The organism is Lacisediminihabitans sp. FW035 (assembly GCF_054880895.1).
Map to the genome: position 1 here is coordinate 1,937,858 of NZ_CM142187.1, position 23,060 is coordinate 1,960,917.

General features: G+C 67.9%; 25 protein-coding genes. 13 read left to right on the forward strand and 12 right to left on the reverse strand.

Features of this window, described 5'->3' with window-relative positions; translation table 11 throughout:
* The first annotated feature begins 39 nt into the window (after window positions 1-39).
* Both ACVXZ4_RS09295 and ACVXZ4_RS09300 read left to right on the forward strand, forming a co-directional pair.
* A complete protein-coding gene (locus tag ACVXZ4_RS09295; protein WP_461794575.1) occupies window positions 40-1,176 on the forward strand; it encodes a cation:proton antiporter in 1,137 nt (378 codons plus the stop codon).
* Window positions 1,177-1,478: 302 nt separating this feature from the next.
* Complete coding sequence (locus tag ACVXZ4_RS09300) at window positions 1,479-2,201, forward strand: Pr6Pr family membrane protein (RefSeq protein ID WP_461794576.1); 723 nt, start codon at window positions 1,479-1,481, stop codon at window positions 2,199-2,201.
* Here the strand turns inward: ACVXZ4_RS09300 and ACVXZ4_RS09305 are convergent.
* Both ACVXZ4_RS09305 and ACVXZ4_RS09310 read right to left on the reverse strand, forming a co-directional pair.
* Window positions 2,140-3,537 carry a flavin monoamine oxidase family protein gene (locus ACVXZ4_RS09305; RefSeq protein ID WP_461794577.1) on the reverse strand — a complete coding sequence of 466 codons (1,398 nt, stop codon included), beginning with the start codon at window positions 3,535-3,537 and terminating at the stop codon, window positions 2,140-2,142. The genes ACVXZ4_RS09300 and ACVXZ4_RS09305 overlap by 62 nt on opposite strands.
* A 63-nt stretch (window positions 3,538-3,600) precedes the next feature.
* Window positions 3,601-4,287 carry a Pr6Pr family membrane protein gene (locus ACVXZ4_RS09310; protein ID WP_461794578.1) on the reverse strand — a complete coding sequence of 229 codons (687 nt, stop codon included), beginning with the start codon at window positions 4,285-4,287 and terminating at the stop codon, window positions 3,601-3,603.
* A gap of 113 nt (window positions 4,288-4,400) precedes the next feature.
* On the opposite strand from ACVXZ4_RS09310, the gene ACVXZ4_RS09315 reads away from it, so the two are divergent.
* Together ACVXZ4_RS09315 and ACVXZ4_RS09320 are read left to right on the forward strand one after the other, a co-directional pair.
* Window positions 4,401-4,748, forward strand: coding sequence for a DUF4234 domain-containing protein (locus ACVXZ4_RS09315; protein ID WP_461794579.1), 348 nt, complete (start codon window positions 4,401-4,403; stop codon window positions 4,746-4,748).
* Between the two features lie 92 nt (window positions 4,749-4,840).
* Window positions 4,841-5,341 (forward strand): 8-oxo-dGTP diphosphatase, encoded by a 501-nt coding sequence (locus ACVXZ4_RS09320; protein WP_461794580.1) that lies wholly within the window; start codon window positions 4,841-4,843, stop codon window positions 5,339-5,341.
* Here the strand turns inward: ACVXZ4_RS09320 and pcp are convergent.
* The 3 genes from pcp to ACVXZ4_RS09335 are packed head-to-tail and all read right to left on the reverse strand — an operon-like array spanning window position 5,319 to window position 6,711.
* A complete protein-coding gene (gene pcp / locus ACVXZ4_RS09325; RefSeq protein WP_461794581.1) occupies window positions 5,319-5,969 on the reverse strand; it encodes a pyroglutamyl-peptidase I in 651 nt (216 codons plus the stop codon). The two genes, ACVXZ4_RS09320 and pcp, sit on opposite strands and share 23 nt — an antisense overlap.
* A complete protein-coding gene (locus ACVXZ4_RS09330; protein ID WP_461794582.1) occupies window positions 5,966-6,427 on the reverse strand; it encodes a hypothetical protein in 462 nt (153 codons plus the stop codon). Before ACVXZ4_RS09330 ends, pcp begins: the two co-directional genes overlap by 4 nt.
* Entirely contained in the window at window positions 6,424-6,711 is a 288-nt protein-coding gene (locus ACVXZ4_RS09335; RefSeq protein WP_461794583.1) for a mycoredoxin, read from the reverse strand. Before ACVXZ4_RS09335 ends, ACVXZ4_RS09330 begins: the two co-directional genes overlap by 4 nt.
* Window positions 6,712-6,856: 145 nt before the next feature.
* Between ACVXZ4_RS09335 and ACVXZ4_RS09340 the strand changes: the two genes are divergently transcribed.
* The gene (locus ACVXZ4_RS09340; RefSeq protein WP_461794584.1) at window positions 6,857-7,264 is read left to right on the forward strand and encodes a hypothetical protein; all 408 of its coding nucleotides are present in this window, start codon (window positions 6,857-6,859) and stop codon (window positions 7,262-7,264) included.
* 61 nt (window positions 7,265-7,325) lie between these two features.
* Here ACVXZ4_RS09340 and ACVXZ4_RS09345 read toward each other — a convergent pair whose 3' ends face one another.
* Window positions 7,326-7,673: a hypothetical protein gene (locus ACVXZ4_RS09345; protein WP_461794585.1), complete on the reverse strand. Its 348-nt coding sequence runs from the start codon at window positions 7,671-7,673 to the stop codon at window positions 7,326-7,328.
* A gap of 211 nt (window positions 7,674-7,884) precedes the next feature.
* Here ACVXZ4_RS09345 and ACVXZ4_RS09350 point away from each other — a divergent pair, with 211 nt between their 5' ends.
* Both ACVXZ4_RS09350 and ACVXZ4_RS09355 read left to right on the forward strand, forming a co-directional pair.
* Window positions 7,885-8,688 carry a DUF4433 domain-containing protein gene (locus ACVXZ4_RS09350; RefSeq protein WP_461794586.1) on the forward strand — a complete coding sequence of 268 codons (804 nt, stop codon included), beginning with the start codon at window positions 7,885-7,887 and terminating at the stop codon, window positions 8,686-8,688.
* Window positions 8,689-8,724: 36 nt separating this feature from the next.
* Window positions 8,725-9,483, forward strand: coding sequence for a DUF429 domain-containing protein (locus ACVXZ4_RS09355; protein WP_461794587.1), 759 nt, complete (start codon window positions 8,725-8,727; stop codon window positions 9,481-9,483).
* An 18-nt stretch (window positions 9,484-9,501) separates the two neighbouring features.
* Here ACVXZ4_RS09355 and ACVXZ4_RS09360 read toward each other — a convergent pair whose 3' ends face one another.
* Window positions 9,502-10,824 carry a GNAT family N-acetyltransferase gene (locus ACVXZ4_RS09360; protein WP_461794588.1) on the reverse strand — a complete coding sequence of 441 codons (1,323 nt, stop codon included), beginning with the start codon at window positions 10,822-10,824 and terminating at the stop codon, window positions 9,502-9,504.
* A 68-nt stretch (window positions 10,825-10,892) separates the two neighbouring features.
* On the opposite strand from ACVXZ4_RS09360, the gene ACVXZ4_RS09365 reads away from it, so the two are divergent.
* Window positions 10,893-12,236 carry a M18 family aminopeptidase gene (locus ACVXZ4_RS09365; RefSeq protein WP_461794589.1) on the forward strand — a complete coding sequence of 448 codons (1,344 nt, stop codon included), beginning with the start codon at window positions 10,893-10,895 and terminating at the stop codon, window positions 12,234-12,236.
* Between the two features lie 55 nt (window positions 12,237-12,291).
* Here the strand turns inward: ACVXZ4_RS09365 and ACVXZ4_RS09370 are convergent, their stop codons facing one another.
* From ACVXZ4_RS09370 to ACVXZ4_RS09380, 3 genes are all read right to left on the reverse strand, one after another.
* Window positions 12,292-13,176, reverse strand: a complete 885-nt coding sequence (locus ACVXZ4_RS09370) for a L,D-transpeptidase (RefSeq protein ID WP_461794590.1) — start codon at window positions 13,174-13,176, stop codon at window positions 12,292-12,294.
* On the reverse strand, window positions 13,173-14,417 hold the full coding sequence (locus ACVXZ4_RS09375) for a hypothetical protein (RefSeq protein WP_461794591.1): 1,245 nt from the start codon (window positions 14,415-14,417) through the stop codon (window positions 13,173-13,175). The genes ACVXZ4_RS09370 and ACVXZ4_RS09375 overlap by 4 nt, the downstream gene beginning before the upstream one ends.
* 88 nt (window positions 14,418-14,505) lie before the next feature.
* On the reverse strand, window positions 14,506-17,748 hold the full coding sequence (locus ACVXZ4_RS09380) for a DEAD/DEAH box helicase (RefSeq protein WP_461794592.1): 3,243 nt from the start codon (window positions 17,746-17,748) through the stop codon (window positions 14,506-14,508).
* Between the two features lie 58 nt (window positions 17,749-17,806).
* Here ACVXZ4_RS09380 and ACVXZ4_RS09385 point away from each other — a divergent pair, with 58 nt between their 5' ends.
* Window positions 17,807-18,097 carry a putative quinol monooxygenase gene (locus ACVXZ4_RS09385; protein ID WP_461794593.1) on the forward strand — a complete coding sequence of 97 codons (291 nt, stop codon included), beginning with the start codon at window positions 17,807-17,809 and terminating at the stop codon, window positions 18,095-18,097.
* Window positions 18,098-18,320: 223 nt separating this feature from the next.
* Here ACVXZ4_RS09385 and ACVXZ4_RS09390 read toward each other — a convergent pair whose 3' ends face one another.
* Together ACVXZ4_RS09390 and ACVXZ4_RS09395 are read right to left on the reverse strand one after the other, a co-directional pair.
* The gene (locus ACVXZ4_RS09390) at window positions 18,321-19,631 is read right to left on the reverse strand and encodes a threonine/serine exporter family protein (RefSeq protein ID WP_461794594.1); all 1,311 of its coding nucleotides are present in this window, start codon (window positions 19,629-19,631) and stop codon (window positions 18,321-18,323) included.
* A 27-nt stretch (window positions 19,632-19,658) separates the two neighbouring features.
* Entirely contained in the window at window positions 19,659-20,378 is a 720-nt protein-coding gene (locus ACVXZ4_RS09395; protein ID WP_461794595.1) for a histidine phosphatase family protein, read from the reverse strand.
* Between ACVXZ4_RS09395 and ACVXZ4_RS09400 the strand changes: the two genes are divergently transcribed.
* The 4 genes from ACVXZ4_RS09400 to ACVXZ4_RS09415 all read left to right on the forward strand — a co-directional run bounded on the left by ACVXZ4_RS09400 (window position 20,377) and on the right by ACVXZ4_RS09415 (window position 23,038).
* Window positions 20,377-20,721, forward strand: coding sequence for an MmcQ/YjbR family DNA-binding protein (locus ACVXZ4_RS09400; protein ID WP_461794596.1), 345 nt, complete (start codon window positions 20,377-20,379; stop codon window positions 20,719-20,721). The two genes, ACVXZ4_RS09395 and ACVXZ4_RS09400, sit on opposite strands and share 2 nt — an antisense overlap.
* 13 nt (window positions 20,722-20,734) lie before the next feature.
* Entirely contained in the window at window positions 20,735-21,475 is a 741-nt protein-coding gene (locus ACVXZ4_RS09405; protein WP_461794597.1) for an EI24 domain-containing protein, read from the forward strand.
* Window positions 21,476-21,525: 50 nt separating this feature from the next.
* Window positions 21,526-22,548 (forward strand): LLM class flavin-dependent oxidoreductase, encoded by a 1,023-nt coding sequence (locus ACVXZ4_RS09410; RefSeq protein ID WP_461794598.1) that lies wholly within the window; start codon window positions 21,526-21,528, stop codon window positions 22,546-22,548.
* Between the two features lie 289 nt (window positions 22,549-22,837).
* Window positions 22,838-23,038, forward strand: coding sequence for a DUF2188 domain-containing protein (locus ACVXZ4_RS09415; protein ID WP_461794599.1), 201 nt, complete (start codon window positions 22,838-22,840; stop codon window positions 23,036-23,038).
* Window positions 23,039-23,060 lie beyond the last annotated feature (22 nt).

A 23,060-nucleotide genomic window follows, 5' to 3' on the forward strand; every position in this document is an offset into this window, starting at 1 on the left:
GCGACGCCCACCCGGTCCGGACGGCGCTAGCCTGACGCCATGAGCTTCTCGCTGCTCGCGATCGTGGTGCTCGTCGGCCTGCTGGGTCCCCTGCTGGCCGGGCGCGCGTCATGGCAGCTTCCGGCGGTGGTCGGCGAGCTGCTCGGCGGGCTGCTCGTCGGGGCATCCGGCTTTCGACTGCTCGACTCGAGCGAACCGACCTTCACCGTGCTCGCGCAGGTGGGTTTCGCGCTGGTGATGTTCGTCGTCGGGTCGCACGTGCCGGTTCGGGATGCCACGGTGCGACGCGCGCTCCGTGGCGGGCTCGTCGGTGCGGTGCTCGTCGGTGTGCTCGCCGCCCTCGCGGGAATAGGCCTCGCCGCGCTCTTCGGCACCGGGCATGCGGCACTCTACGCGGTGGTGATCGCCTCATCGTCGGCGGCGCTCATACTGCCGATCGTCGCCGGCCTGAAGCTGCACGGCGTCGCGCAGCTCACGGCGCAGGTGGCGATAGCCGACGCGGTCTGCATCATCGCGCTGCCTCTCGCGATCGATCCGGCGCGCGCGGCGACCGCGGCACTCGGCGCCGTCGCGGTGATCGTCTGTGCCGCTCTCGTGTTCGTCGTGTTGCGGAGCCTCGATCGGAACGGCCTGCGCAAGCGACTCCGTCACCTGTCGGAGCGGCGCAAGTTCGCGCTCGAACTACGAATCAACCTCCTCATACTGTTCGGCCTTGCCGCGCTCGCCGGGTTCACGCACGTGTCGGTGCTGCTCGCCGGGTTCACGCTCGGGCTCGTCGTCGCGGCGATCGGGGAGCCGCGGCGCCTTGCTCGCCAGCTCTTCGGGATCACCGAGGGGTTCTTCGGGCCGCTGTTCTTCGTCTGGCTCGGAGCGTCGATCAGCCTCTCCGAACTGGGTGCGCACCCGGCGATGATCCTGCTCGGCGTGTGCCTCGGAGCGGCCGCGATCCTCAGCCACCTTGTCGCACGAATCGTCTCGCAGCCGCTGCTGCTCGGTGTCATGGCAGCCGGGCAACTCGGGGTTCCGATCGCCGCCGCAGCCCTCGGCAGCCAGCTGCACCTCCTCCGCCCCGGAGAGGATGCCGCCCTCCTGCTCGGCGCCCTGCTCACCATCACGGCGACCACGGTTGCCGCCAGCCTGCGCGCACGGCGCGAGCGCGCGGCCCTCGCTGCCTGAATGCGCGCGGCTGTTCCGTTCGCCCAACGGGCATTCCCCCGCCCCGATTCGTAATCGACTTGGTAGTCGTTGCGACATTCGGCGGGCGAAAAGCGCAACGACTACCAACTCGATCGGAGGGATGAGCGGGTCGGCCCGGCCGAAGGATCCACGACCCCGAATCGAGGGACCTCTCGATACGACCCATGCCGGTAGCGGCGCGAACCTGGCGCGGTCAGCATCCGTCCCGCGGAGACTTCGTAGACTGCTGGGTGCGGCCAGGACCCGACGACCGGGCGGCGCGGCGGGGGTGAGACGGCACGGTGAAGGTACGGGCGACGTTCGGCGCCCTGCGGCTGCTCATGGCAGCCGCCTGCCTCGTGGCTCTCGTCTCACGCTTCCTGTGGGGGCTCGGATCGGCGACATTCACCCCGGGCAACTTCTTCGCCTATCTCACGATCCAGAGCAGCATCCTGTTCCTGGTCGTGACAATAGTGGCGGCAATCGTCGCACTGCGAGGACAGGATGACGCGCCGTGGCTCGACCTGGCGCGGGCCTGCGTGCTCAGCTGCACGGTCTCTTGCGGCATCATCTTCGCATTGATCATCGAGCAGTCGGGGGAGCGCGGCTTCCGGATCGACGTGCCCTGGTCGGATGTAGTGCTGCACTTCGTGCTTCCGGCCGTCGCCGTAGTCGACTGGATCATCGGGCCGGGGCGGGGGCGGGCACCGTGGCGCAGCATCGTGATCGTGCTCGTCTTCATGATCGGGTGGGGCCTGGTCACGCTCGCCCGCGGGCCGATCGTGGGCTGGTACCCCTACTTCTTCCTCGATCCCGCCCAGCTCGCGAACGCGGGGCAGTTCTTCTTCTTCGCCTCGATCGCGGTACTGCTGTTCGGAGGCATCTCGACCGGGCTGGTGGGCGTGAGCCGAACCATGCCGCTCGCGGAGCGCTGGGGCGCCCGGTGGGCCGCCCGGACCGCTCTCAGGCCTCCGCGAACGGACCGAGCGCCGTCAGCACGGAGTCGACGAGGTCGTCGTCGCTGAGCTTCGCCATCCGCCGGGCCGCCGGGCCGCCCACGATGCCGACCAGCACGGGTTCTCCCGTCACTGCCTGGAGGTTCACCCAGTCGGTGATGTCGGTGTCACCGCCGACGATGCTCCAGAGGGCCGCATCCGTCGTCCAGAACGGCTTGTCGAACCTCAGCCAGACCGTCTCGACCGATCCCATGCCGAGCGCGGTGATCGCGGTGCGGTGGGAGAAGGGCAACAGTGGTTCGAATGCAACGGCGTTCTTCTTGAGCACGCCGAGCGGCACAGTCACGACGACCCGGTCGACCGTCAATGATTCGCCGGTGCCGAGCTTGAGACTCACCGAGGAATCGCTGTAAGACACCCCGAGCACCGCCGTCGAGAGCGACACCCGCACGCCGTCGAGCGCATCCGTGACCACTCCGGAGAATCCACCCGTCACCACCCGGTCGCGTGTCGGCAGACCCTCGATCCCGTACCAGCTGGAGAGTTCCGCGGCACCCGCACCGGTGATGCCGGCGAGAGTTGCGAGTGAGGCGTCGAGGAGGTCTGAGCCGGCGAGGCCGTCGATCGAGACCCCCGCGGCTGTGGTCGCGGCGCCCGACCCGTCGATCGCCGCGGTGAGGCTGGGATCCACCAGCTGCGACTCTGCCCAGGCCGCTGCCGTGCCGAGCGCCGGGGAGCCGACCGTATTGTCCGTCGTGTGGCCCTCGTCGCCTGCCGCGAGCAGGCCTGTGAGCGGATTCGACTCGATTCCGAGGGAGGCGAGCCTGGAGATCAACGACTGGTCGGCCACGGAGCCCAGGCGCCAGGCGCCCAATTCGACGCCGAGTGGCCACGACTTGGGGGTCCGCGTGTCGATGCGTCCGCCGACGCGATCCCGGGCTTCGAGCACGATCACATCGAATCCACGCTTCACGAGTGCTCGCGCGGCCTCGGCACCGGCGGCCCCGGCCCCGATCACGGCGATCTTCTCGCCGGTCTCGACGACACCCAACACCTCGGAGGCGACTCGCGCTCCGGTCTGTTGGGCGCCGAGAACCGTCCCGGCGAGATCGGGAGAGGTGGCTTCCCCCGCGAAGAAGACCCGCCCACCGACCGGCTGGGACAGATCCTCCCGATGCTGGGGCGTCGCCCCGGGGGCGAGATAGCTCTGGGAGCCGCGGGCGAACGGATCCGTCGACCAGGCGCTGCGCTCGATTCCCGCCGGCCGGGGCACGCCGGTCGACGTCGTCGGCGAGGGTTTCGGCGACTTCGTGGGGGCCGGGGAATCGTCGGTGCACGCTGTCAGCACGAGCAGGGAAAGACCTGACCCTGCCCCGAGGAGGAAAGTGCGGCGGCTGAACGACATCTCAGCGCCACTGTACTCGGAAGACCGGTGCGTCCACGCACCGGCCTCTCGGACGCCGTCGGCTCAGGATGCGTGGGGCCTGCGCTTCGCCGTGAGGCGGGCATAGCCGATTGCCGCCGACGCCACCGCGATGATGAAGGCCGCGATGCCCACGACGTAGACGAGCACACTGGGGATGCCACCGGGGCCGGACGGCTCGAGGAACGGATACGGATACCATCCCGTGATCGCTCCCCGGATCATCGTGAAGGCCAGCCACGCCAGCGGGTAGGAGATCACGAGCCAGAGACGTTTCCACGGCACTCGAGCGCGCCCGGGGGCGAGCAGCCAGTCGAGAAGAATGAAGATCGGCACCCACACGTGCATGACCTCATTGCACCAGCGGGGCGGCTCGTAGCTTCCGTCACCCGGGATGTTGCGCAGGAGCACGTTGTAGACGATCCCGGTGATCACTGCGTAGGAGAGGATGGCGACCCTCACGCTGGTGAACAGCTCGCTGTCCCGATTCCACTGCCATGCGAGGCTGCCTCCGACGAGAAGTACCACCACGTTCATCATGCTCGACTCGATGGTGAAGTAGCTGAAGTACTCTCCCGGCTTGAACGAGTTGTGCAGGAGGTCGGCGGTGACCTGGGTGATGAGGGCCGCGAGCACGAGGAGGCCGACGAGGACGCGGAGCACCGCGAAGACCCGGCGGAGGGGTGGGGCACCGAGCTCGGCCGGGGTATCGATCACAGACGTCTTCGTCACGGCTTCACAATAATGGCTCGGCGCGGAGTGCCCGAACGGGGGACTGTGGGCCCTCAGCGTTTTCTCAGTAATCTCGGACCGCGATCCCAAAACCATCGCACGGGGGAAATTCCATGAAGAAACGCAGTCCAGCGGCACCATTGCTGCTTCCGGTCATCACGCTCGGCATCTACCTGCTCGTCTGGCTCGTCAAGACGAAGAACGAGATCAACGAGACGGCAACCAACCACATCCCGAGCGCCTGGCTCCTCATCGTGCCGATCGGCAACCTCGTCTGGTACTGGAAGTACTCCGTCGGCGTGGAGGAATTCACCCACCACGACTTCAACCGTGCGGGCACCTTCTGGATGCTGCTCCTGCTCGGCCCGATCGGCGCCGCCTTCGTGCAGCGCTCATTCAACAAGACGCTCACCGCACCGCGCACATACTCGACTTTCGAGCCGACTCCGGCCGCAGCCTAGCCTTTTTCACTTACCGCATCGCCCGCACCGTTGGTGCGGGCGGTGCTGTTTTCGCCGCCGGCGGGCCGCTTCGACACCCGTAGGCTGGCGGGATGCCCCTTCCCGAGGTTTGCGTCTGTTACCTGCTCCGGCCGGGCGGCGACGGCGAGGAGGTGCTTCTCGGGCGCAAGAAGTTCGGCCTCGGCGAGGGCAATCTCGTCGGTCCGGGGGGCAAGATCGAACCGGGCGAGACCGCCGAGGAGGCGATCCGCCGGGAGGTGGCCGAAGAGACCTCGATCGTGCTCGGCGAGGTCCGACTCGTCGGCGAGCTCAGCTATCCGTTTCCGTTCAGACCAGCCTGGAGCCAGAAATCCTGGGTGTTCGTCTGCCACGAGTGGGAGGGCACCGCCCGGGAGTCCGACGAACTGGCACCGGAGTGGTACCCGGTGGCCGACATCCCCACCGCGCGCATGTGGGACGACGCCCACTATTGGGTGCGGGATGCCCTCGCCGGTCGATTCGTGCGAGCGACCTTCGAATTCGGGGCCGACCTGCGCACGGTCTCGGCGTCGGACCATCCGGCGTTCTCCGTCACGCCTCCGCGCCACCCCTGATCCAAACCGGCGGAGCGGGATCGAGGGAGACCTCGATCGCCAACTCGAGAGCACGCGCGATACTCTCCGTCTCGATGAAGGGCTGGTCCGTGCCGGCAGCGAGTTCGGCCGAGCATGGAACATGGATGAACCCGGCGCGGATGCCCGTTGCCGCCACCACTCGCATCAGCCGGTACATCACCGCATTGCAGACGTAGGTGCCCGCCGATTGCGAGAGCGCGGCGGGGATCCCCTCCTGCGTCAGCCGCGCGACGATCGCCTTGACCGGAAGCCCGCTGAAGTAGGCGCTCGGACCGGACATGTCGATCGGCTCATCGAGGGGCTGGGCTCCGGATTCGTCGGGGATGCGGGCATCGGCGACGTTGATCGCAACACGCTCCGGAGTGATCGCGGCCCGGCCGCTCGCGAGCCCGGTGGCGATCACGAGGTCGGGGGAGTGTTCCGCGATCAGGCGGTCGAGCTCCTCTGGAGCGGCCGAGAAATCGACGGGCAACACGGCGGTGACCAGCATCACGGGAGAGTTCCAGCGGGAGGCGACCAGCGCGACGGCATCCCCGGAGCTGTTCGAGGCCGCACCGTCGAACGGGCCGAAACCGGTGAGCAGGACGGTTGCCGCCGTCAGGCTCACAGCAGCACCCGCTTGTAGGAGCGTCCGTCCTCGAGCGTCACCGTCGTGGCCTCGAGGGTTCCCCGGCTGATGCGGAGGTAGATCGCCTGGGCGGTCACCCCCAGAGTTCGCGCGGCGTCGGCCACGGACTGCCCGGGGAGGCCGGTGGGGACGCTGCTTGGCCTGGCCGAGCGTTTGCGACCGGCGGCGAGACGCGCGGAGATCTGCTCGTCGGTGCCCTGCCAGCGCCACTTCGCGGCGGCGAGACCGAGCCCGGACGCGTCCGCGATCCGCTCCCAGCTCGCCCCGGCGTCCAGGGCTGCCCGCACATTAGCGAGAACCGCGGGATCACGATCGAGCGCGATGGCGAGCATCCGCAGTGCCCGGAGTCGATCGAGGGGTTCCGACACCTTCGCGAGAAGCTCGAGGGCGTGTTGCGACTCTGCCGAGAGGCCGGAGTCTGCCGGAATGAGGGTCATCGAGCGGAGGATGCGGTCTCCGCCAGGCGAGCCTGCACTGTCGCGAGAGACGGGTTCGTCGCGGTCGATCCGTCGGGGAAGATGAGAGTCGGCACTGTCTGGTTGCCCCCGTTGACTTCGGCGACGAGTTCCGCGGTGCCCTCCACCTCTTCGATGTTCACCTCGGTGTAGGCGACGCCCGCACGATCGAGCTGTCCCTTGAGGTTGCGGCAATAGCCGCACCAGCTGGTGGAGAACATGAGGACGGCCCCGGCGGGAGGGATGAATTCGGCACGACTCGGCATGGATCGAGCCTACGGCCACTGGCGCCCGGTTGTGCCTCAGGGGACAGACAGCGGCACCGTGCCGGGCGTAGGTTGGAGGCGATCGGGCCGCTACTCACCACCGCCGGACCCTCCGACGCGAGTCAGCCCAGGCTGGACGAAGACGATGTCGAATACCGCGATGCAGATGATGGAGATGCACTCGGATGCCATGCAGGGGATGGACCTCGGCGTGATGCAGGAGTGCATCGAAGCATGCTCGGCCTGTGAGCAAGCCTGCACGATGTGTGCCGGATCGATGGCCATGACCCCGGAGATGGCGATGTGCGCTGCCATGTGCCAGAACGCCGCCGACATGTCGAACACCATGATGCGCATGATGCTGCGGCCGAACGGCATGAACGGGCCGGCGATGATGGCGATGCTTCAGGCGATGGTGGTCATGTGTATGAGTTGCGCCGACGAGTGCGAGGCGATGGCCGAGATGAGCGCCGACTGTGCCATGTGTGCCGAGGTCTGCCGCCAGTGTGCAATGGCCTGCCAGAAGATGATTGACTCGATGCTCGCCGCCTGACGGCGAGTACTTTCTGCCGGCGCGCACTATCGCCCCGGCGAGGACTATCGGGACGGCCGATTCAGTGAGGTGCGCGCAGGATGCTGAGTCGTGTCGCGCCGATGGCGAGGGTGTCGTACAGGTCGTGGAGCGCGACGGGTTCGCCCATCGACACCGCACCGAGGTCGCCGTGGTTCCAGACCCAGGTCGTGTCAGTGGCATCGAGCAGCTCGATTCCGATCCAGCTGCCACCGGCACCGTCGGATTCGGGAGCGCGTACAACAACGCCGTCACGCCACTTGCTCGGCGTCGCGGCGGTCACCCGCCGGCGGATGGCGGATACCGCATGACCGGCGGCAACTGAGACGCAGGCATCGCCGTGAGAGTGGCACAGCATGGGAGCGATCACCGGGGGTGTGGGATTCGACATTCTGGCCTCCTGACTCTGCTGGGTGCGTGACCGCATTGGATGTCCCTCGAGGCTAGATTCGCAGCGTTCCGATGTCACGCCTCGGCGTAATGCGACGAAATATTCTCAGGGGTGGAGAACTGGCTGGTGGTTCACCACCCGTCCCAAACCTGCGTAACGTTGTGTCTGGAGTGCGCCAACCACGGATTCCACGCAAATGAGAGGTTCTGCTGTGGCCGAATGTATTCACGGACTCGAAGCGGGACTGTGCGACCAGTGCTTCCCGAAGGCCGTTCCCGTGCTCGAAGTCGTCACCGCGGCCGGTCAGCGCAACGCGCGAGCCAAGGCCGCTGTGTCCCGTCGCGCCGCGTCCGCCGGGTCGAAGACCGTCGAGAGCGTCGGTGACCAGCGCATCTATCACCTGACCCATGTGCGCAACCTGGCGGACATCCTCGCGACCGGCGCCATCCTCGCCGATGGCAGCGACTCCTGGACGACCCGCCCGACCGTGGATATCTCGTCCGCCGAGACCCGCGAATCGCGTCGTGCAACCGCCGTCTCGGGCCTCGGCAGCGCGAACGTCGCCGAATTCGTGCCGTTCTTCCTCGTGCCCAACGCGACAATCTGGGAGGACATCCGCGCCGATTCTCCCGATCCCCGGCTCTCCTCCGACGCGCGCGGCGTTATCGCTGCCGACTTCGTGCTGCTCGTGAGCACGGTGAAGCATGCGGCCGAGAACACCGCCGACGGCGCGATCGTCGTGACCGACGGCGATGCCGCCCACGTGCTCACCCGTTTCGCGGCCTCTACCGAATCCAGCGAGCGGATGCTGCGCCGCCTTCGCGCAGACGACAGTGCCGAGACTATCGTCGAAGCCGAACTGCTCGTGAAAGACAGTTTCCCGTTCGAATTGGTGACCCTCGTCGGAGTCGCCAATGACCGCGCGCGCGACGAGGTGCGCGCCATCCTCAAGTCTTCCGAGCACAGCCCGAAGGTCTCGGTCTATCCGCCCTGGTTCCAGAAGCCCGAGGCTTAGGCGATATCGAGCGGCAGCCGCAGCCGTGAGGGCGCCATGCTGACCGCCGGGGTCGATCTCGCCGCCGAACCGCTCGGCACGGCCCTCGCCGTGATCGATTGGTCGGCGTACACCGCTCGAGTCGTCGAGGTGACGGTGGGCGCGAGCGACGCGCAGATCGTCGCGGTGGCGCCGAGCGTCACCTCTCTCGGCATCGACTGCGCGTTCGGCTGGCCCGATGACTTCGTCGCGTTCGTCGCCGCGCACTCGACCGGCGATCGAACGGATCGCTCACTCGCCGAGCGCGGCGGCACCGGCATGGAGTGGCGCCGACGACTCGCTTACCGGGAGACCGATCGCGAGACCCGCCGGCTGACCGGGCGCTGGCCGCTCAGCGTCTCAACCGACCGCCTCGGGCTCACCGCCATGCACTGCGCTGCACTGCTCGAATCCCTCGAGCAGACCATCGGCCCCGTCGATCGGGCGGGCGGCGGCGTCGTCGCGGAGGTCTATCCCTCGGCGACCCTCCGGCGCTGGGGATTCTCGACCGTCGGCTATAAGACGGACGCCGGGATCCGTTCCACGCTGCTCGGCGCGCTGCTCGAACGAGCGCCGTGGCTCGACGCCGGCTCCGTCGCGGAGGTGATGGTGGCATCCGACGACGCTTTCGATGCGGTCATCGCGTCACTCGCGGCACGTGCGCATGCCCTCGGACGATGGCATCGACCGCCGCCCGAATCACTCGATCGAGCCGGTCGAGAGGGCTGGATCGTGCTGCCGACCGTCGATCTGTCGGAACTGCTGCCGTCGGTCTGAAACCCCGTGGGGCTGCGATCAGAACCAGATGCTCAACCACGGGGTGACGGGCGAGCGGAACGAGGCCTCGAGCGCCGCCGCGGATCCGGGGCGCAGTTCGGTGATTCGGCCGGCCCGGGCGAGGGTGAGCGCGGAGACTCCGCCGAGGTACAGCGAGCCGAGATCGTCGACGGTGAGCGCGATGGCTGCCGCGGAATCCGGGGCCTCGCCCTCGAGGATCTCGACGGTCGCGCTGCCGTCGGCCGCGACCGTGAGCAGGAACAACCCGTCGGCGAAGCCGAGGTCGTCGCTCACGTCGAGCACGAATACTCCCGGGGCGCTGTACCGCCGCGCGGAGAGGGCGACAGGGACGTCGAGGATGCGCGCCCAGAGGTGTTCGCGCACACCGGCGCGCTGCACGGCACGCGGATCGGACACCTGCCAGAGCAGCGGTTCGTCGATGGTGCGCAATGGCGCCGAGATGGAGGAGACGAGGTCCATGTCCAGCAGGAATCGCCAGAGAGCGGAATACGCCTCGTCAGTCGCGGAGACGAGGAAACCGAGGTCGAGACGGTGCTTCGTGAAGTCGTCCCCGACCTCGACCACCCGGTAGACAGCGAACCCCTGCAGCTCGCCTTCGACATCGTCGTAGCGCACGACGCGCACCGTCTTCTCGGACTCAGGGTCGCCGTCGAATCCGAGGAGGCGTTCCCACAGGATGTCGCCGAACTCCACCTGGCCGGGGGTCTGCAGGCGCGCCCGCTGCACGAGGTCGTACCCCTCGGTGAGCAGTGTGGCCGGCTCGACGAAGCTCAGCGACCCGGATGCCTCGGGCCCGATCCAGCGCGCTCTCTTGGTGTCGATCGTCCAATCCGCGCTCATCACGGCTGCTCCGAAGCCGTAGCGACCGTAGATGGTGGCCTCGGTGACGGTGAGGATGGCGACCGGCACGTCGAGGGAGACGGCGGTGCGCAGTTCTGCCTCGAGAAGGGCCCGCGCGATGCCCCGGCGTCGGTGGGTGGGGGAGACCGTGACCGCGCTCACGGCCCAGGCCGGGACGCTCGTCTCGCCCGGCACCGTGAGGTCCATCACCCAGGTGCTCACTGTCGCCACCGGGGAGCCGGCATCCGCAGCATCCGGATCCCACACTCCGGTCGTGCGGCGATGGGCGATATGCGGCAGTTGCACGTCGAGCTTCGCCTGCGGCATACGCCCGCCGTGGAATCCTCGGTTCTCGGCCTGCAGCCAGTCGGTCAGAGCCGCGGTGTCCGCGGTGTCGACGAGTGCGAAGTCGAGTCCCTGGGCTGCGAGTCGTTCGGCGGACAGAGCATCGATCGGGGCATTTGCGTATTCGTAATCCACTGTTCGAGGGTACCGGGCACCGCAGACGGGCGGGGTGTCGGGACGAAGTCGCGTGCTTGAATGAGCAGATGACCGCCGCGCCCGCTTCTTCTCCGCACTCGACTGCCGCCGAGTCGTCTCACCACCTTGCTGACCTCGCCGCGTTCGTGCAGGCGTCCCCCTCGTCGTTCCACGCGGTCGCGGAGTCCGCTCGCCGGTTGACGGCTGCCGGGTTCGCGGAGCTCTCTGAAGCAGAGGACTGGCCGGTCGAACCTGGCCGGTATTTCACCGTGCGGGACGGGGCGATCATCGCCTGGATCGTGCCGGAAGCGGCGGTCGCCACGACACCGTTCCGCATCATCGGCGCCCACACCGACTCGCCCGGATTCAAGCTCAAGCCGAAGCCCACCACCGCCGCGCACGGCTGGCTGCAGGCAGGAGTCGAGGTGTACGGCGGTCCGTTGTTCAACTCCTGGCTCGATCGCGAGCTGGAGTTCGCGGGCCGGCTCGTCTTCGACGACGGCACCACCGCACTCGTGCGCACGGGACCGTTCCTGCGCTTCCCGCAACTGGCGGTGCACCTCGATCGCGGGGTGAACAGCGAGGGCCTCACCCTCAATCCGCAGCAGCACCTCAATCCGGTGATCGGGGTCGGCGACCTCGCGGACACGGATGTGATCGCCCACCTCGCCGGGCTCGCCGGTCGTGCGGGCCGCCACGTCGTGGGCTATGACATCGTGACGGCGGATACCGCGGAAGCCCGGGTCTTCGGACTGGACGGTGCGCTGTTCGCCTCGGGACGCCTTGACAACCTGTCCTCCGTGCACGCCGGGCTGCTCGCACTGCTGGCCGTCGCGTCTACCGGCGCAGAGTCCACCGATGACATCGACGGTGCTGCCCCCTCGATCGCTGTCTTCGCGGCGTTCGACCACGAAGAGGTCGGAAGCGAGACGCGATCGGGCGCTGCCGGGCCGTTCCTCGAGAGCGTCCTCGCCCGCATCGGCAGCCCCCACGCCGCCTCGGCCTCCGATCGCGCTCGCGCGTTCGCGGCCTCCTGGTGCCTTTCTGCGGATGCCGGCCATGCCGTGCATCCCAACTATCCCGAGCGACACGACCCCGCGAATCGCCCCGTCGTCAATCGCGGTCCACTTCTGAAGATCAATGCGAACCAGCGCTACGCGACGGATGCGTTAGGCGCCGCCGAGTGGGCTCGAAGCTGCCGGCAGGCCGGCATCGACTACCAGGAGTTCGTCTCGAACAACTCGGTCCCTTGCGGATCGACCATCGGTCCCCTTACCGCCACGCGCCTCGGCATCCGCACCTTCGACGTGGGGATCGCCCTGCTCTCGATGCACTCCGCCCGCGAGTTGTGCGGGGTGGATGACCCCGCCGCACTGTCCTCGGGGATACGCGCGTTCCTCGCCCCGGCCTGAGCGGCGCGCCGCGGTCCCTGACGCCGCGGGGACGTCACCTTTCGCTCGCCGTCGCTCAGTCCTCGATGGTGATGAGCGTGCCGAGCGGGAGCGCGTCGACCGCCGCGAGGGCCTCCGCCGGCACCCGGATACACCCGTGGGACACCGCACCGGAAGCAGAAGACTGGAAATGGATTCCGATCAATCCGCCGTCGTCACCACCGAACGGCTCATCCGCTGCCGTCGAATGCAGCGAGGTGAGCTGCACCGGATGCTCGGCCTGGCCCTGTGCCGCATCCCGGTAACGCGCCTGGAGGTAGCCGGTGACACCGGTGGGGGTCGGAGTTCCCGGTGCCCCGACGCCCACCGGCCAGGTGCGGTCGCCGAAACCCGCACCGACGATGTGCAAGGTCTTGGCCGTCACGGACACGACGATGTGGACTCCCAGGCTCGTCGGTGATGCCAGCGCAGCGGCAGGGATCCAGGCGGAGCTCTGCGCCGGTGCCGATGCCCGGTTCTGGCTGGCGGCCGCCTCGACGGGAGGAGCATCGTCCGACGGCAATCGCTGTCTCGCCGGAGTGAGGATCCGCCGCCACTCGCCAGAGGCCTCGACCGGCACCACGACGGTGGGTTCGCCGAGGAAGTTCCGCATGGCGAGGCGGGCGACCGGGGTGGTCCGGTCCGCCGCATACAGGGCGGTGTCCCCGCGAAGACGATAGGCGGTGTCGGCCTCCGCCAGGTGCCGAGCGGGAATGAGCCCGGCGATCACCGTATCGTAACGGGCTTCGGGGAGCGCCGCGAGACGGGCCCCGGAGAGGGTCGGGACCGGCTCGATCGACCCCGATCCCGATCCCGACCGAGCCTGGGTGATGGGCGTCTGCCGAGTGGCAACCGTGCCGATCAGTACCATCACAGCGACGAAGAGGATCACGAGGGCCGTCACCAAGCGCGCGGGAGTCATCCACTCACCACCGGGAGATGCACGGGTGGCTGCGACGCGGTTATCTCCGTGGTCTCGGCGCTGTCTCCACAGCCGCCTTCGGTGACGATCGCGCCATTCCAGCTCACCGTCGCGATCCAGAAGACGGTGCCGACGAACCGATCGGTGACGGGGAAAAGCTCGGAGGCGAAAACGCCGTCTGTTGAGATCGTGGTCGACCGGGTCGATTCGAAGGCGAGCGTGGCATCGGTGCACAGCGGGACCCTCGGGCCGACGGGCTGGAGATACCCCGACCATCGCACCTGGACGCCGCTCGACGGCACATCCGCGAGTGTCGCGGTGTCGATCACGGTACCGCCGACGGTTGCGGAGGACTGGGCCGCTGTACTGAGTGACGGAAGGAGTCGATCCCTGGTGTCGGACGCGGAGGCCGACAGCACCGGAGTCACCGAGCCCGCTGATGCCACCAGCGTCTGCGCGCCCGACGTCGAGAAGACCTGCGCGGCCGCCTCCGGCGCACGGGGAGCGGCGAGATCGGAGCTGGAGGCCGATATGCGATACCCGGTAGAACCCCTCGGAGGCACGGCGGTGACGACCAGCCTCGCGCCGGCGGATACCGCCGCCAGAGCGCTCGTGCCGGTATCGGCGAAAACAGCATTGGTCAGCACGACGGTGCCCGAGACGCCAGGCGTGGCGTCCAGCGAGACGATCCCGCCGAAGTCGTCACCCGCGTCGATACTGATCGACAGGGCCGCACTGGGGGGTGTCGCGTCGACGGCCGCCGCCTCGGCCCGCATCCTGTCGGCGAGAGCCTGGATCGCCATCCGCTGGTCTGCGGGAGCCCGCACGAGCACGTGGGCGTCGCCCCCCTCCGCCTGGTAAGCGGCAGCGCCCGCGATGCTCCAGACCGCCATGGCGACCGCTGCGGCCGTGTTCGGGTCCGCGGTGTCGCCATATCGGTGCAGCACGGTGTTGAGGCGCAGCATCTCGATCGCACCCAACCCGGCCACGGACCCGACGATTCCGCCGTCGGTGGTCTCCCGGCCGAGGGCACTCGGCAGTCCGGCATCGATGCAGTAGGCGATGCGACCGCCGGTCGTGAGGTAGCCGCCGAGATGGTTGAGCGGCTTTCCCGGCTGTTGATACCCCGGACCGACGGTCGCCGCGGCAGCGCTGAGGGGAACCAGCAGAAGGGCGCCGAGGAGTGCCGCGAAGACGGAGAGGGCGATCATGGATCGGAGCGTCGAGGGGGAGGTTCTCATGGCCGCAACGCTACGAAGGCGAAGGCTCCGGCTCCGGGGTTCGGCTCGCATCGGGGGAGAACGCGACCGCACCCACCCCGGGGGAGGACTACTCGAGCAGGCCGCGGATGTCTTCGGCGGTGAGCGCGGTGCTGAAGACCGCGTCGTCGTCCATGACCGCGTCGAAGAGCTTCGCCTTTCGGTCCCGCAGTGCCATCACCTTCTCCTCGATCGTGCCCGTCGCGACGAGGCGATAGACGTTCACCGGCCGGGTCTGGCCGATGCGATGGGTGCGGTCCACGGCCTGCGTTTCGGTCGCCGGATTCCACCAGGGATCGAGCAGGAAGACGTAGTCGGCCTCGGTGAGATTGAGACCGAAACCGCCGGCCTTGAGGCTGATCAGGAAGACCGGGGCGTGCCCGGACTTGAACCGGGCGATCACCTCGGGCCGGTGCAGCGTCGATCCGTCGAGATATTCATAGGCGATGCCCGCGGCATCCAGCCGGCCCGCCGCCTTGCGGAGGAAAGACGTGAACTGGCTGAAGATGAGCGCACGGTGGCCCTCGGCGATCACGTCGTCCAGCTGCTCGAACAGTGCGTCGAGCTTCGACGACGGGATGCCGGCATACGCCTCGTCGACCAGTGACGCATCGAGACTCAGCATCCTCAACAGCGTGAGGGAGCGGAACACGATGAACCTGTTGCGATCGAGATCCTCGATGAGACCGAGAAGTTTCTGACGCTCCTTCTGGAGCACGGTGTCATAGAGCGTTCGGTGCCGGGGAGCGAGGTCGACCCGCAACACCTGCTCCTGTTTGGCCGGTAACTCGGAGGCGACGAGTTCCTTGGTGCGCCGCATCATCAGCGGACGGATGCGGCGACGCAGCTTCGCGACCAGCGCCGCAGCATGCTCCGCCGACTCCCCGGAGGTGATCGGTCGCACGTACTCCTCGGTGAACTTGCGGCCGGAGGGGAACAGGCCGGGCGCGACGATCTGGAACAGCGACCACAGGTCGGTGAGGCTGTTCTCCATCGGGGTTCCCGTGATGGCGAGCGTGAACGGCACGTCGAGACCCACTGCGGCCTCGTGGGCCTTGGACGCCGGATTCTTAACGAACTGGGCCTCGTCGAGCACCAGCCCCGACCATCCGAGCTCCCGATAATTATCGATGCCGAGCCGGAAGAGCGCGTACGAGGTAACCACGATGTCGGCGCCTCCCGCGAGATCTGCCAGCGACTGCTTCGTGGTCGAGACGCCGCGCACGGTCAGGGTGGGGACGAATCGCGCGGCCTCGTCGATCCAGTTCGAGACAACGGAGGTGGGCGCGACGACCAGGAACGGGGCATCCGCTCCCGCCCCTCTCGCGTGGGCTACCAGCGCGAGGGCTTGCAGCGTCTTGCCGAGTCCCATGTCGTCGGCCAGGATGCCGCCGAGCCGGTGCTTCCAGAGGAAGGCGAGCCAGTCGAAGCCGTCCTTCTGGTACGGCCGGAGGATCGCATCGACGGTGCCCGGCAACGGCGTCGGCTCGAGCGAATCGATGGCGAGGAGCCCCTGAGCGGCATCTCGCCAGGCCTGGGCTTCGACGGTCTCGTCGGCCAGATCTTCGAACTCCGACCAGAGGCTCGCCTGGTATCGGCTGATGCGCACGCCCGTGTCCCATTCGGCGAGGGTCGAGGCCTCGTCGATGAGCCGCTTCAGCTCTTCGAACACCGGCTGGTCGAGCGACAGGTAGGAATTGTCGACGAGCAGCAGCTTCGACTTGCCCTTCGACAGGGCAGTGAAGACCTTCGTGAAAGGCACATCCCGACCGTCGATGTGGATGTAGACCCCGAGGTCGAACCAGTCGCTCGCGTCGGTTTCGACGGTGGTGAAGGTGAGTTTGGGGACGCCTGTGAGTTCCCGGTAGTCCGGCCGGGTGCCGACGTGATCGACCCGCAGACCGTCGATCCCGTCCAGTGAGGGCAGCACCCGATCGACGAACTCGGCGGCGTTCACGTCGCGGAGGGTGTCATCCGCGAGCGGCAGGAGGATACGAGGCACCCTCTCCAGCACCCGGTGCTCCGTGGCGAAATCACGGTCGACGGCGTCGGAGTTGTCGACTCCGAGCAGCGGCTTGCGCGAGCCGGAATAGTCCCAATCCCACGCGACCTTCACCGTCTGTTTCGGTTGGAACGTGACGGTGAGCACGAGCACCGGGGGAGCGAGCTCTGGCAGCTCGATCGAGGCATCCGCACTGGTCACGGTGATCGTACGACTCAGGCGCGGGTAGAAGTCACGCAGGAATTCGTCGACATCGGCTGCCGGCACGACGACGGGGGTGACAGCGCCGAGCAAAGCGCGTTGCTCCTCGACGAGCGTGCCGGATGTGGGTGCGAGGACGAACTCAGGTCGTGGGTCGAACCGCCAGGCGTAGATCCCGTGGTCGCCGATCGCCCCCGCGTCGGATGCCGAAAGCGGCTGGCCATCCATCTGCAGGATCGGCGAGAGCCGCAGGTCGATGTCCAGTCGGGCGTCGATGCTCACCGAGGCGCTGGCACCGACGGTGACGCTCTCCTCTTTTTTGCCGGTGACCAGCGCGATGTCCCGCGTCTCGGCATCCGCCAGCAGCTGCCAGAGCAATGGACTGTGGAAATCGTCGAGGTAGAGCCAATCCGGTTCCTGGCCCGAATAGACCTCACGGGTAGAACGGTGAAGGGCGGCGAATTGGGAGAACCAACGCTGCTGTGCGGGGGCGAGATCCAGGCGGTTAGCGAGATAGCCGAGCGAGTTCCAGGTGATGTTGCCCCGGGTCCAGTTTCCGGTGGGGCTCAGCAGCACCGGGCGCGCGCCCAGGCGAACCGCACCCCGGCTCGTCGCGGTCGCCGGCTTCGCGCTCGGGCCATTCCACTGGCTGCGCGACCGCGGAATCAGCTCACGAAGTTCGAGCAGTAGTCCGATGCGCGCCCGGTAGGTGCCGGATGCCGCGGGCCGCTCCGTGAGGGCGATGACCGCACTCTTCCAGCTCGCCTGTGGTTCGGCTGTGGGCTGCGGCAGCGAGAGGCCGGCGAACTGCTTCAGCGTTGTCGTGTTGCTGTGCAGGAGCAGTGCGGCCACATGCTTGCAGTCGAAGCCCACCGGACAGGTGCAGATTCCGCTCGTGGGCTTACCCGTGGCCGCCGAGATGAGAGCGGTGCACCGATAGGGATCTGCCGCCGAGCCGCGCACGCTTCCGGCCAGGAATCGGGTCTCCGGATTCCAGAGCACTCCCGCGACGAAGCCGCCCCGCGCATACGCGAGCCCGCGTTGGAATGCCGCGGGTCCGACCAGGCGCTGGATGTCGGCGATGTCGACCATCGGGGCAGCGTCGGGCATTCGTCCATGCTCTCACGCGCGTCCGACGCCCCGACGGCACGGAAATAGAATCGTGGCCATGCACCTCACCATCGCCCAGTACACGATCGCCCCGGGGAATGAGCGGGCGGTGGTCGACCTGGTGTCAGAATTGGAGACCGCGAGCCGCGAAGAACCGGGCTGCCTCGCGTTCGACGCCTACCTGAAAACCGGGGATGCGAGCCGGCTCGTGCTGCACGAGCGGTATGAGACCGCCGCCGCCTTCGAGGCTCACCGCACCACGGCCCACTTCGACCGACTGGTGCTCGGGCAGATCGTGCCGCTGCTGAGCTCCCGAACCGTCGAGTCGTTCACGCTCCCCGAGGTCTGAACCGGGACGTCGCCGCCGAGCCCAGTCCGATCGCGACCGTTCCGAGGGGGCGATCACGACGCTCTCTGCCCGGTGCTGAACGGTGAAGACCACGTCGAGGAACGCGGGCGAGACGGCGAGATCCTGTTGGTCACCGACGTCCGGAAGGTGCATGGTGAGCGGATGCTGCCCGGGGCAGCCGATAGTGCCTTCTGGTCGAGCCAGGTGCTGTTCCGCCGGATCCCTACAGCCGGGATACCCCGCGCTGGGCCATTCGGGCGAGTCGTCCGGCATCCCGGCTCAGGCTGATCCCCACGATGGCGCCGAGGGCGATCGACAGGATGGAGATGCCGGTCGTCGCCAGCGTCTGGACGCCCGCGACGCCTCCTTGTGCCACACCGCTCAACCCGATGAACCCGAGCGCCCCGGGCACGAGCAACCAGATGCACGCGAGCGACATGACGGATGCCGGCGGCGAGGTGCGGAAATGGCTCGCGAAACGTGTGAACGGGGCCACCACCACCGCTCCGATGAATCCGCTCAGACCGGCACCGAGCGCGACGGCGCCGAGGGCCTGGGCGCCATAGGTGACGGCCAGGCTGAGGAAGATCCAGGCGAGCGCGCCCTTGGGAGCGGACATGAAGAGAGTGAACCCCACCGCCACCAGCGCCACCCCGAGAAACCCGGCCCATTGCCCCAGCTGGGGCTGCGGAGCCGCGGCCGGCATCCCGCCGACAATGGTGGTCGCCGCGAACACCCCGAAGGTGAGCAGGAGCAACTGGGACACCCCGAAGACCAGCCTGCTCGCCCCGGCGATCACCTGGTTGTTGGTGAGCTCGATCGCCGCGATCGTGAGGGTGAGCCCAGGCAGGAACGAGACGAGCGGGGGAGCGATGATGCGAAGCGGCTCGTCGCCGACCACGTGAACCAGCAGTAACGTCGTCACGAGCGTGACGCCGAAGGCCGCAATCACCGGCACCGTCGATGCCAGCCCGGTGAACCTGCGCGCGAGAAGCACGAGCAGTCCGACTCCGAACCCGAGCACCGCGTAGACCCAGATGGCCTGCAGGGTGGGGTTGATCACCATCCCGAATCCCACCGTGAGGATCACGTGGCCGAGCAGAGAGACCAGCGGCCCGAACCGCGGCGTCGCGCTGCGGATGCGCGCGACCTCGGCGATTGCCCCAGCCGGGCTCACCTCCATCCGCAGCGCTCGCGCGATCAGGGTCTCCACCGCTCCGGTCTGGTCGAGCCGGCCCCCACCGGGGCGCGCGGACTCGATGCGCACCTCTCCGCCCGCGGTGGCGGACTGCAGCATCACGTAGGTGGGCAGCACCACAGTGCGCAGGTCGTCGAGGCTGTAGACCTTCGCCACCGTGCGCAGGGTGTCCTCCACGTCATTGGTGGCCTGGCCGGTCTCGATCATCGCCAGACCGAGACCCTCGAGCATGCTCAGGATGCTGCGGGCATCCGTCTCCTCGGTCGAGATCGTGTCGCCGTGGTCGGACTGCTTGAGCAGGCGTGTGACCTGTCGTTCGATCCATCCGAATGCCATGCGACGATCATGCCCCACCGAACGGAGTCAGACGCGCCCGACCACTTCGCCGGTCGGATCGTTGGCCTTGTCGTCGACAAGGGAAGCGCCACCGACCGGGGCACCGGCCCAGGACACCAGCGTCCAGCCGTCCTCCGGAGAGCCGGCGAGCTCCACCACACCCGTGTTGTCGAGTTCATGGGTGCCGGCGAAGATCGGGGGCACGTTGGTGGCGCGGCCAGCCGTCCAGACTCGGATCGCCGCGCCGTGGCTGAACACGACGGCGGTGTCGAGGTGCGACACCTCCGCGATTGCGTGGTCGAAGCGCTGGAAGAACGCAGTGCCGTCGCCGGCACCCGGCATAGTGACATCCAGGTCTCCGGATCCCCAGGCGAAGGCGGTCTCGAGATACGTGCGGGCGGATGCCTTGTCGCTTCGTCCCTCGAGATCGCCAGCCTCGATCTCGTGGAGGCCGTCGATCACTGTCGCCTCGGCGAACGGACGGGCCGTAAGCTGCGTGCGCACCAAGGTCGACGCGAAGACCCCGTCGATCTGCTGGCTCCGGAGTGCCTCGGCGACCGCGACCGCCTGACGCTCGCCGAGAGCGGTGAGTGCGGGACCGGGATGGGCCGTGTCGAGCTGGCCGAGCACGTTGGCGGGGGTCTGTCCGTGACGGATGAGCAGCAGTCGCATGGTGATCTCCAGCATACGGAGCAGCGCGGACCCGGGCAGACGGGGTGGGGTCGGGGTGGGTAGGGTCGAAGCCATGACCCCGGATTCCCTGCGTGAATTCTGCCTCGCCCTTCCGCAGGCAACCGAGACCTTCCCCTTCGGCGAAGAGACCTCGGTCTTCAAAGCCAGTGGCAACGACAAGATCTTCGCCATCTCGGCCCTGGGCTCGGAGGCCCTCGATGTCACGCTCAAGTGCGACCCGGAGGAGAGCATTGCCTTGCGGAGCGAATTCGCTGCGATCATCCCCGGATATCACCTGAACAAGAAACACTGGATCACCATCGCTCTCGACGGCTCGGTGCCTGATGAGCTCGTCGAACAGCTGATCGTGTCCAGCCACGCACTGGTGCGGCCGCGAGTACCCCGTGCTCGCTCGTGAGGGTGGCTCGTTCGTGAGATCGTTCTTCTCCGGAACCGTATATCTCGGCCGCGGCCTACGCCTCTGGTTCACTTCTCCCCGCCTCATGTTGCTCGGCGCGATCCCCGCGCTCGTCGTCGGCGCGGTGTACGCGACAGGAATCGTGCTTCTTCTGGTCAACCTCGATTCGATCGCGATTTTGGCCACTCCGTTCGCGAGCGGCTGGACCGAGCCGTGGCGCGCCGACATCCGCATCCTCGTGTCCGTCGCGCTCGTCGGGGGAGTGCTGCTGTTCGCGGTGTTCACCTTCGCCGCCGTGACCCTCGCGGTGGGCGATCCGTTCTATGAGCGTATCTGGCGCGCCACCGAGCGGTCGCTCGGCACGGATCCACCCGACGACGGCATGCCGTGGTGGCGGTCGGTGCTCGGCGGACTCCGCCTGTTCGCCCTCACCGTGCTCGTGGGTGCCCTGCTGTTCGCCGGCGGCCTCATCCCGGTCGTCGGCCAGGTCGTGGTGCCCGTGCTCGGCGCATTCGTCGGGGGCTGGTTCCTCGCCGTGGAGCTGAGCGGGTTCGCCTTCGAGGCGCGCGGCGTAGACCTTCGAGGGCGGCGGCGGATGCTCGCGGTGCGGCGCTCCCGCACCCTCGGGTTCGGCGTGCTCACCTACCTGCTGTTCCTCGTCCCCTTCGCCGCGGTCGTGATCATGCCCGCGGCCGTCGCCGGCGCCACTCTGCTCGCCCACGATTCGCTGCCACCCGACCGGCTGGTCGAGTAACTCGACCAGCAATCGGGAACGAATTCCGCCGGCCGCGCGTTAGGCCCACCATGACCCTCCCGATCTCCATCCTCGATCTCGCTCCGATCGCCCCCGGGCAGACGGTGCGCGAGAGCTTCGCCAACAGCGTGCGCCTCGCGCAGTCCGCCGAAGCGAACGGCTACACCCGGGTCTGGTACGCCGAGCACCACAACATGCCCACGATCGCGTCATCCGCCACGAGCGTGCTGATCGGCCACGTCGCCGATCACACCTCGACCATCCGGCTCGGCTCCGGCGGCGTGATGCTGCCCAACCACTCGCCGCTCACGATCGCGGAGCAATTCGGCACTCTCGCCGAGCTTCATCCCGGACGCATCGACCTCGGGCTCGGACGCGCTCCGGGCAGCGACCAGAACACCGCGCGGGCGATGCGACGCGACCCACGGTCGTCTGACCAGTTCCCCGAGGACGTGCTCGAACTGCAGGCTTTCCTGCGTGGCGAGTCGACCGTGCCTGGCGTTCAGGCAGTTCCTGGCCGCGGCACCGAGGTTCCGCTCTACATCCTCGGATCGTCCCTCTTCGGCGCCCAGCTGGCCGCCGCCCTCGGGCTCCCGTACGCGTTCGCGTCTCACTTCGCTCCGGATGCGCTCCACGAGGCGATGGCGCTCTATCGCAGCGAATTCCGCGCGTCCCGCCAGCTCGCCGAGCCCTACGCGATCGCGGCCGTCAACGTGATCGCTTCGGAGGACGAGGCCGATGCCCGCCTCCAGTTCGAGACGGTTCGTCGGTCGCGGGTGCGCAGCCTCATCGCGCGAGGCCCGTCGGCGCTGGACTACACGGACGAACAGATCGATGTCTTCCTCACCACCCCTGAGGGGCGCAACATCGCCAACATGATGCGCTACTCCGCGGTCGGCACGCCGTCGGAGGTGCGCAACTTCCTCGAAGAGTTCGCGACCTCGGTGCAGGCGGACGAGCTCATCATCGCGCACCAGTCACAGGACATCGACGACCGCCTCCGCTCGGTGGAGCTCACCGCCGAGGCGATGCGGATTCTCCCACGTGTCGAGACCCCTCTGCTGGTCGAGTAAGAGCGCCAGCGACGTGACGAGACCCGTGTCCGGCACCCCCATCTACTCGACCCTGTTCGCGGATCAGGAGTTTCGGCAGACACGCCGCATCCCAAGGGCCGACACGCCGCCGGAGTCGCGAATCTCCTGATCCGTGAACACGACGTCGGGCGAATCGTGCCTCGCGACGACGCCGGAGCGAGCTCGACCGGACGCACGCGATTGTCCAGAGCCGGGGCGGCTCTGCCGATCAGGAACCGCGCCTGAGTCGGGGTGGCGCAAACGCCGCCTGCGGGCGCAGGCTAGAGCCATGACCAACGGCGACGTAGAGACCATCGACAAGGGCGGCCAGTGGGTGAACCGGGTGATCGGGGAGCCGGAGCGCAGCGAGAGCTACTCCAGCAAGGAGGAGGCGATCGAGGAGGGCCAGGCGTTGGCCGACCAGCTTGGCACGACCCACACCGTACGCGCCGCCACCGCGACCGGGGACATTACAGACCCGCAGGAGTAGGTCGACGGCATCAGCGATAATC

What these genes read in the sequence shown, in the direction of transcription:
- ACVXZ4_RS09295 (WP_461794575.1), top strand. Translation starts at nt 40, where the DNA reads ATGAGCTTCTCGCTGCTCGCGATCGTGGTGCTCGTCGGCCTGCTGGGT.
- ACVXZ4_RS09305 (WP_461794577.1), bottom strand. Translation starts at nt 3,537, where the DNA reads ATGTCGTTCAGCCGCCGCACTTTCCTCCTCGGGGCAGGGTCAGGTCTT.
- ACVXZ4_RS09315 (WP_461794579.1), top strand. Translation starts at nt 4,401, where the DNA reads ATGAAGAAACGCAGTCCAGCGGCACCATTGCTGCTTCCGGTCATCACG.
- ACVXZ4_RS09320 (WP_461794580.1), top strand. Translation starts at nt 4,841, where the DNA reads ATGCCCCTTCCCGAGGTTTGCGTCTGTTACCTGCTCCGGCCGGGCGGC.
- ACVXZ4_RS09330 (WP_461794582.1), bottom strand. Translation starts at nt 6,427, where the DNA reads ATGACCCTCATTCCGGCAGACTCCGGCCTCTCGGCAGAGTCGCAACAC.
- ACVXZ4_RS09335 (WP_461794583.1), bottom strand. Translation starts at nt 6,711, where the DNA reads ATGCCGAGTCGTGCCGAATTCATCCCTCCCGCCGGGGCCGTCCTCATG.
- ACVXZ4_RS09340 (WP_461794584.1), top strand. Translation starts at nt 6,857, where the DNA reads ATGTCGAATACCGCGATGCAGATGATGGAGATGCACTCGGATGCCATG.
- ACVXZ4_RS09345 (WP_461794585.1), bottom strand. Translation starts at nt 7,673, where the DNA reads ATGTCGAATCCCACACCCCCGGTGATCGCTCCCATGCTGTGCCACTCT.
- ACVXZ4_RS09355 (WP_461794587.1), top strand. Translation starts at nt 8,725, where the DNA reads ATGCTGACCGCCGGGGTCGATCTCGCCGCCGAACCGCTCGGCACGGCC.
- ACVXZ4_RS09365 (WP_461794589.1), top strand. Translation starts at nt 10,893, where the DNA reads ATGACCGCCGCGCCCGCTTCTTCTCCGCACTCGACTGCCGCCGAGTCG.
- ACVXZ4_RS09370 (WP_461794590.1), bottom strand. Translation starts at nt 13,176, where the DNA reads ATGACTCCCGCGCGCTTGGTGACGGCCCTCGTGATCCTCTTCGTCGCT.
- ACVXZ4_RS09375 (WP_461794591.1), bottom strand. Translation starts at nt 14,417, where the DNA reads ATGAGAACCTCCCCCTCGACGCTCCGATCCATGATCGCCCTCTCCGTC.
- ACVXZ4_RS09380 (WP_461794592.1), bottom strand. Translation starts at nt 17,748, where the DNA reads ATGCCCGACGCTGCCCCGATGGTCGACATCGCCGACATCCAGCGCCTG.
- ACVXZ4_RS09385 (WP_461794593.1), top strand. Translation starts at nt 17,807, where the DNA reads ATGCACCTCACCATCGCCCAGTACACGATCGCCCCGGGGAATGAGCGG.
- ACVXZ4_RS09390 (WP_461794594.1), bottom strand. Translation starts at nt 19,631, where the DNA reads ATGGCATTCGGATGGATCGAACGACAGGTCACACGCCTGCTCAAGCAG.
- ACVXZ4_RS09400 (WP_461794596.1), top strand. Translation starts at nt 20,377, where the DNA reads ATGACCCCGGATTCCCTGCGTGAATTCTGCCTCGCCCTTCCGCAGGCA.
- ACVXZ4_RS09395 (WP_461794595.1), bottom strand. Translation starts at nt 20,378, where the DNA reads ATGGCTTCGACCCTACCCACCCCGACCCCACCCCGTCTGCCCGGGTCC.
- ACVXZ4_RS09410 (WP_461794598.1), top strand. Translation starts at nt 21,526, where the DNA reads ATGACCCTCCCGATCTCCATCCTCGATCTCGCTCCGATCGCCCCCGGG.
- ACVXZ4_RS09415 (WP_461794599.1), top strand. Translation starts at nt 22,838, where the DNA reads ATGACCAACGGCGACGTAGAGACCATCGACAAGGGCGGCCAGTGGGTG.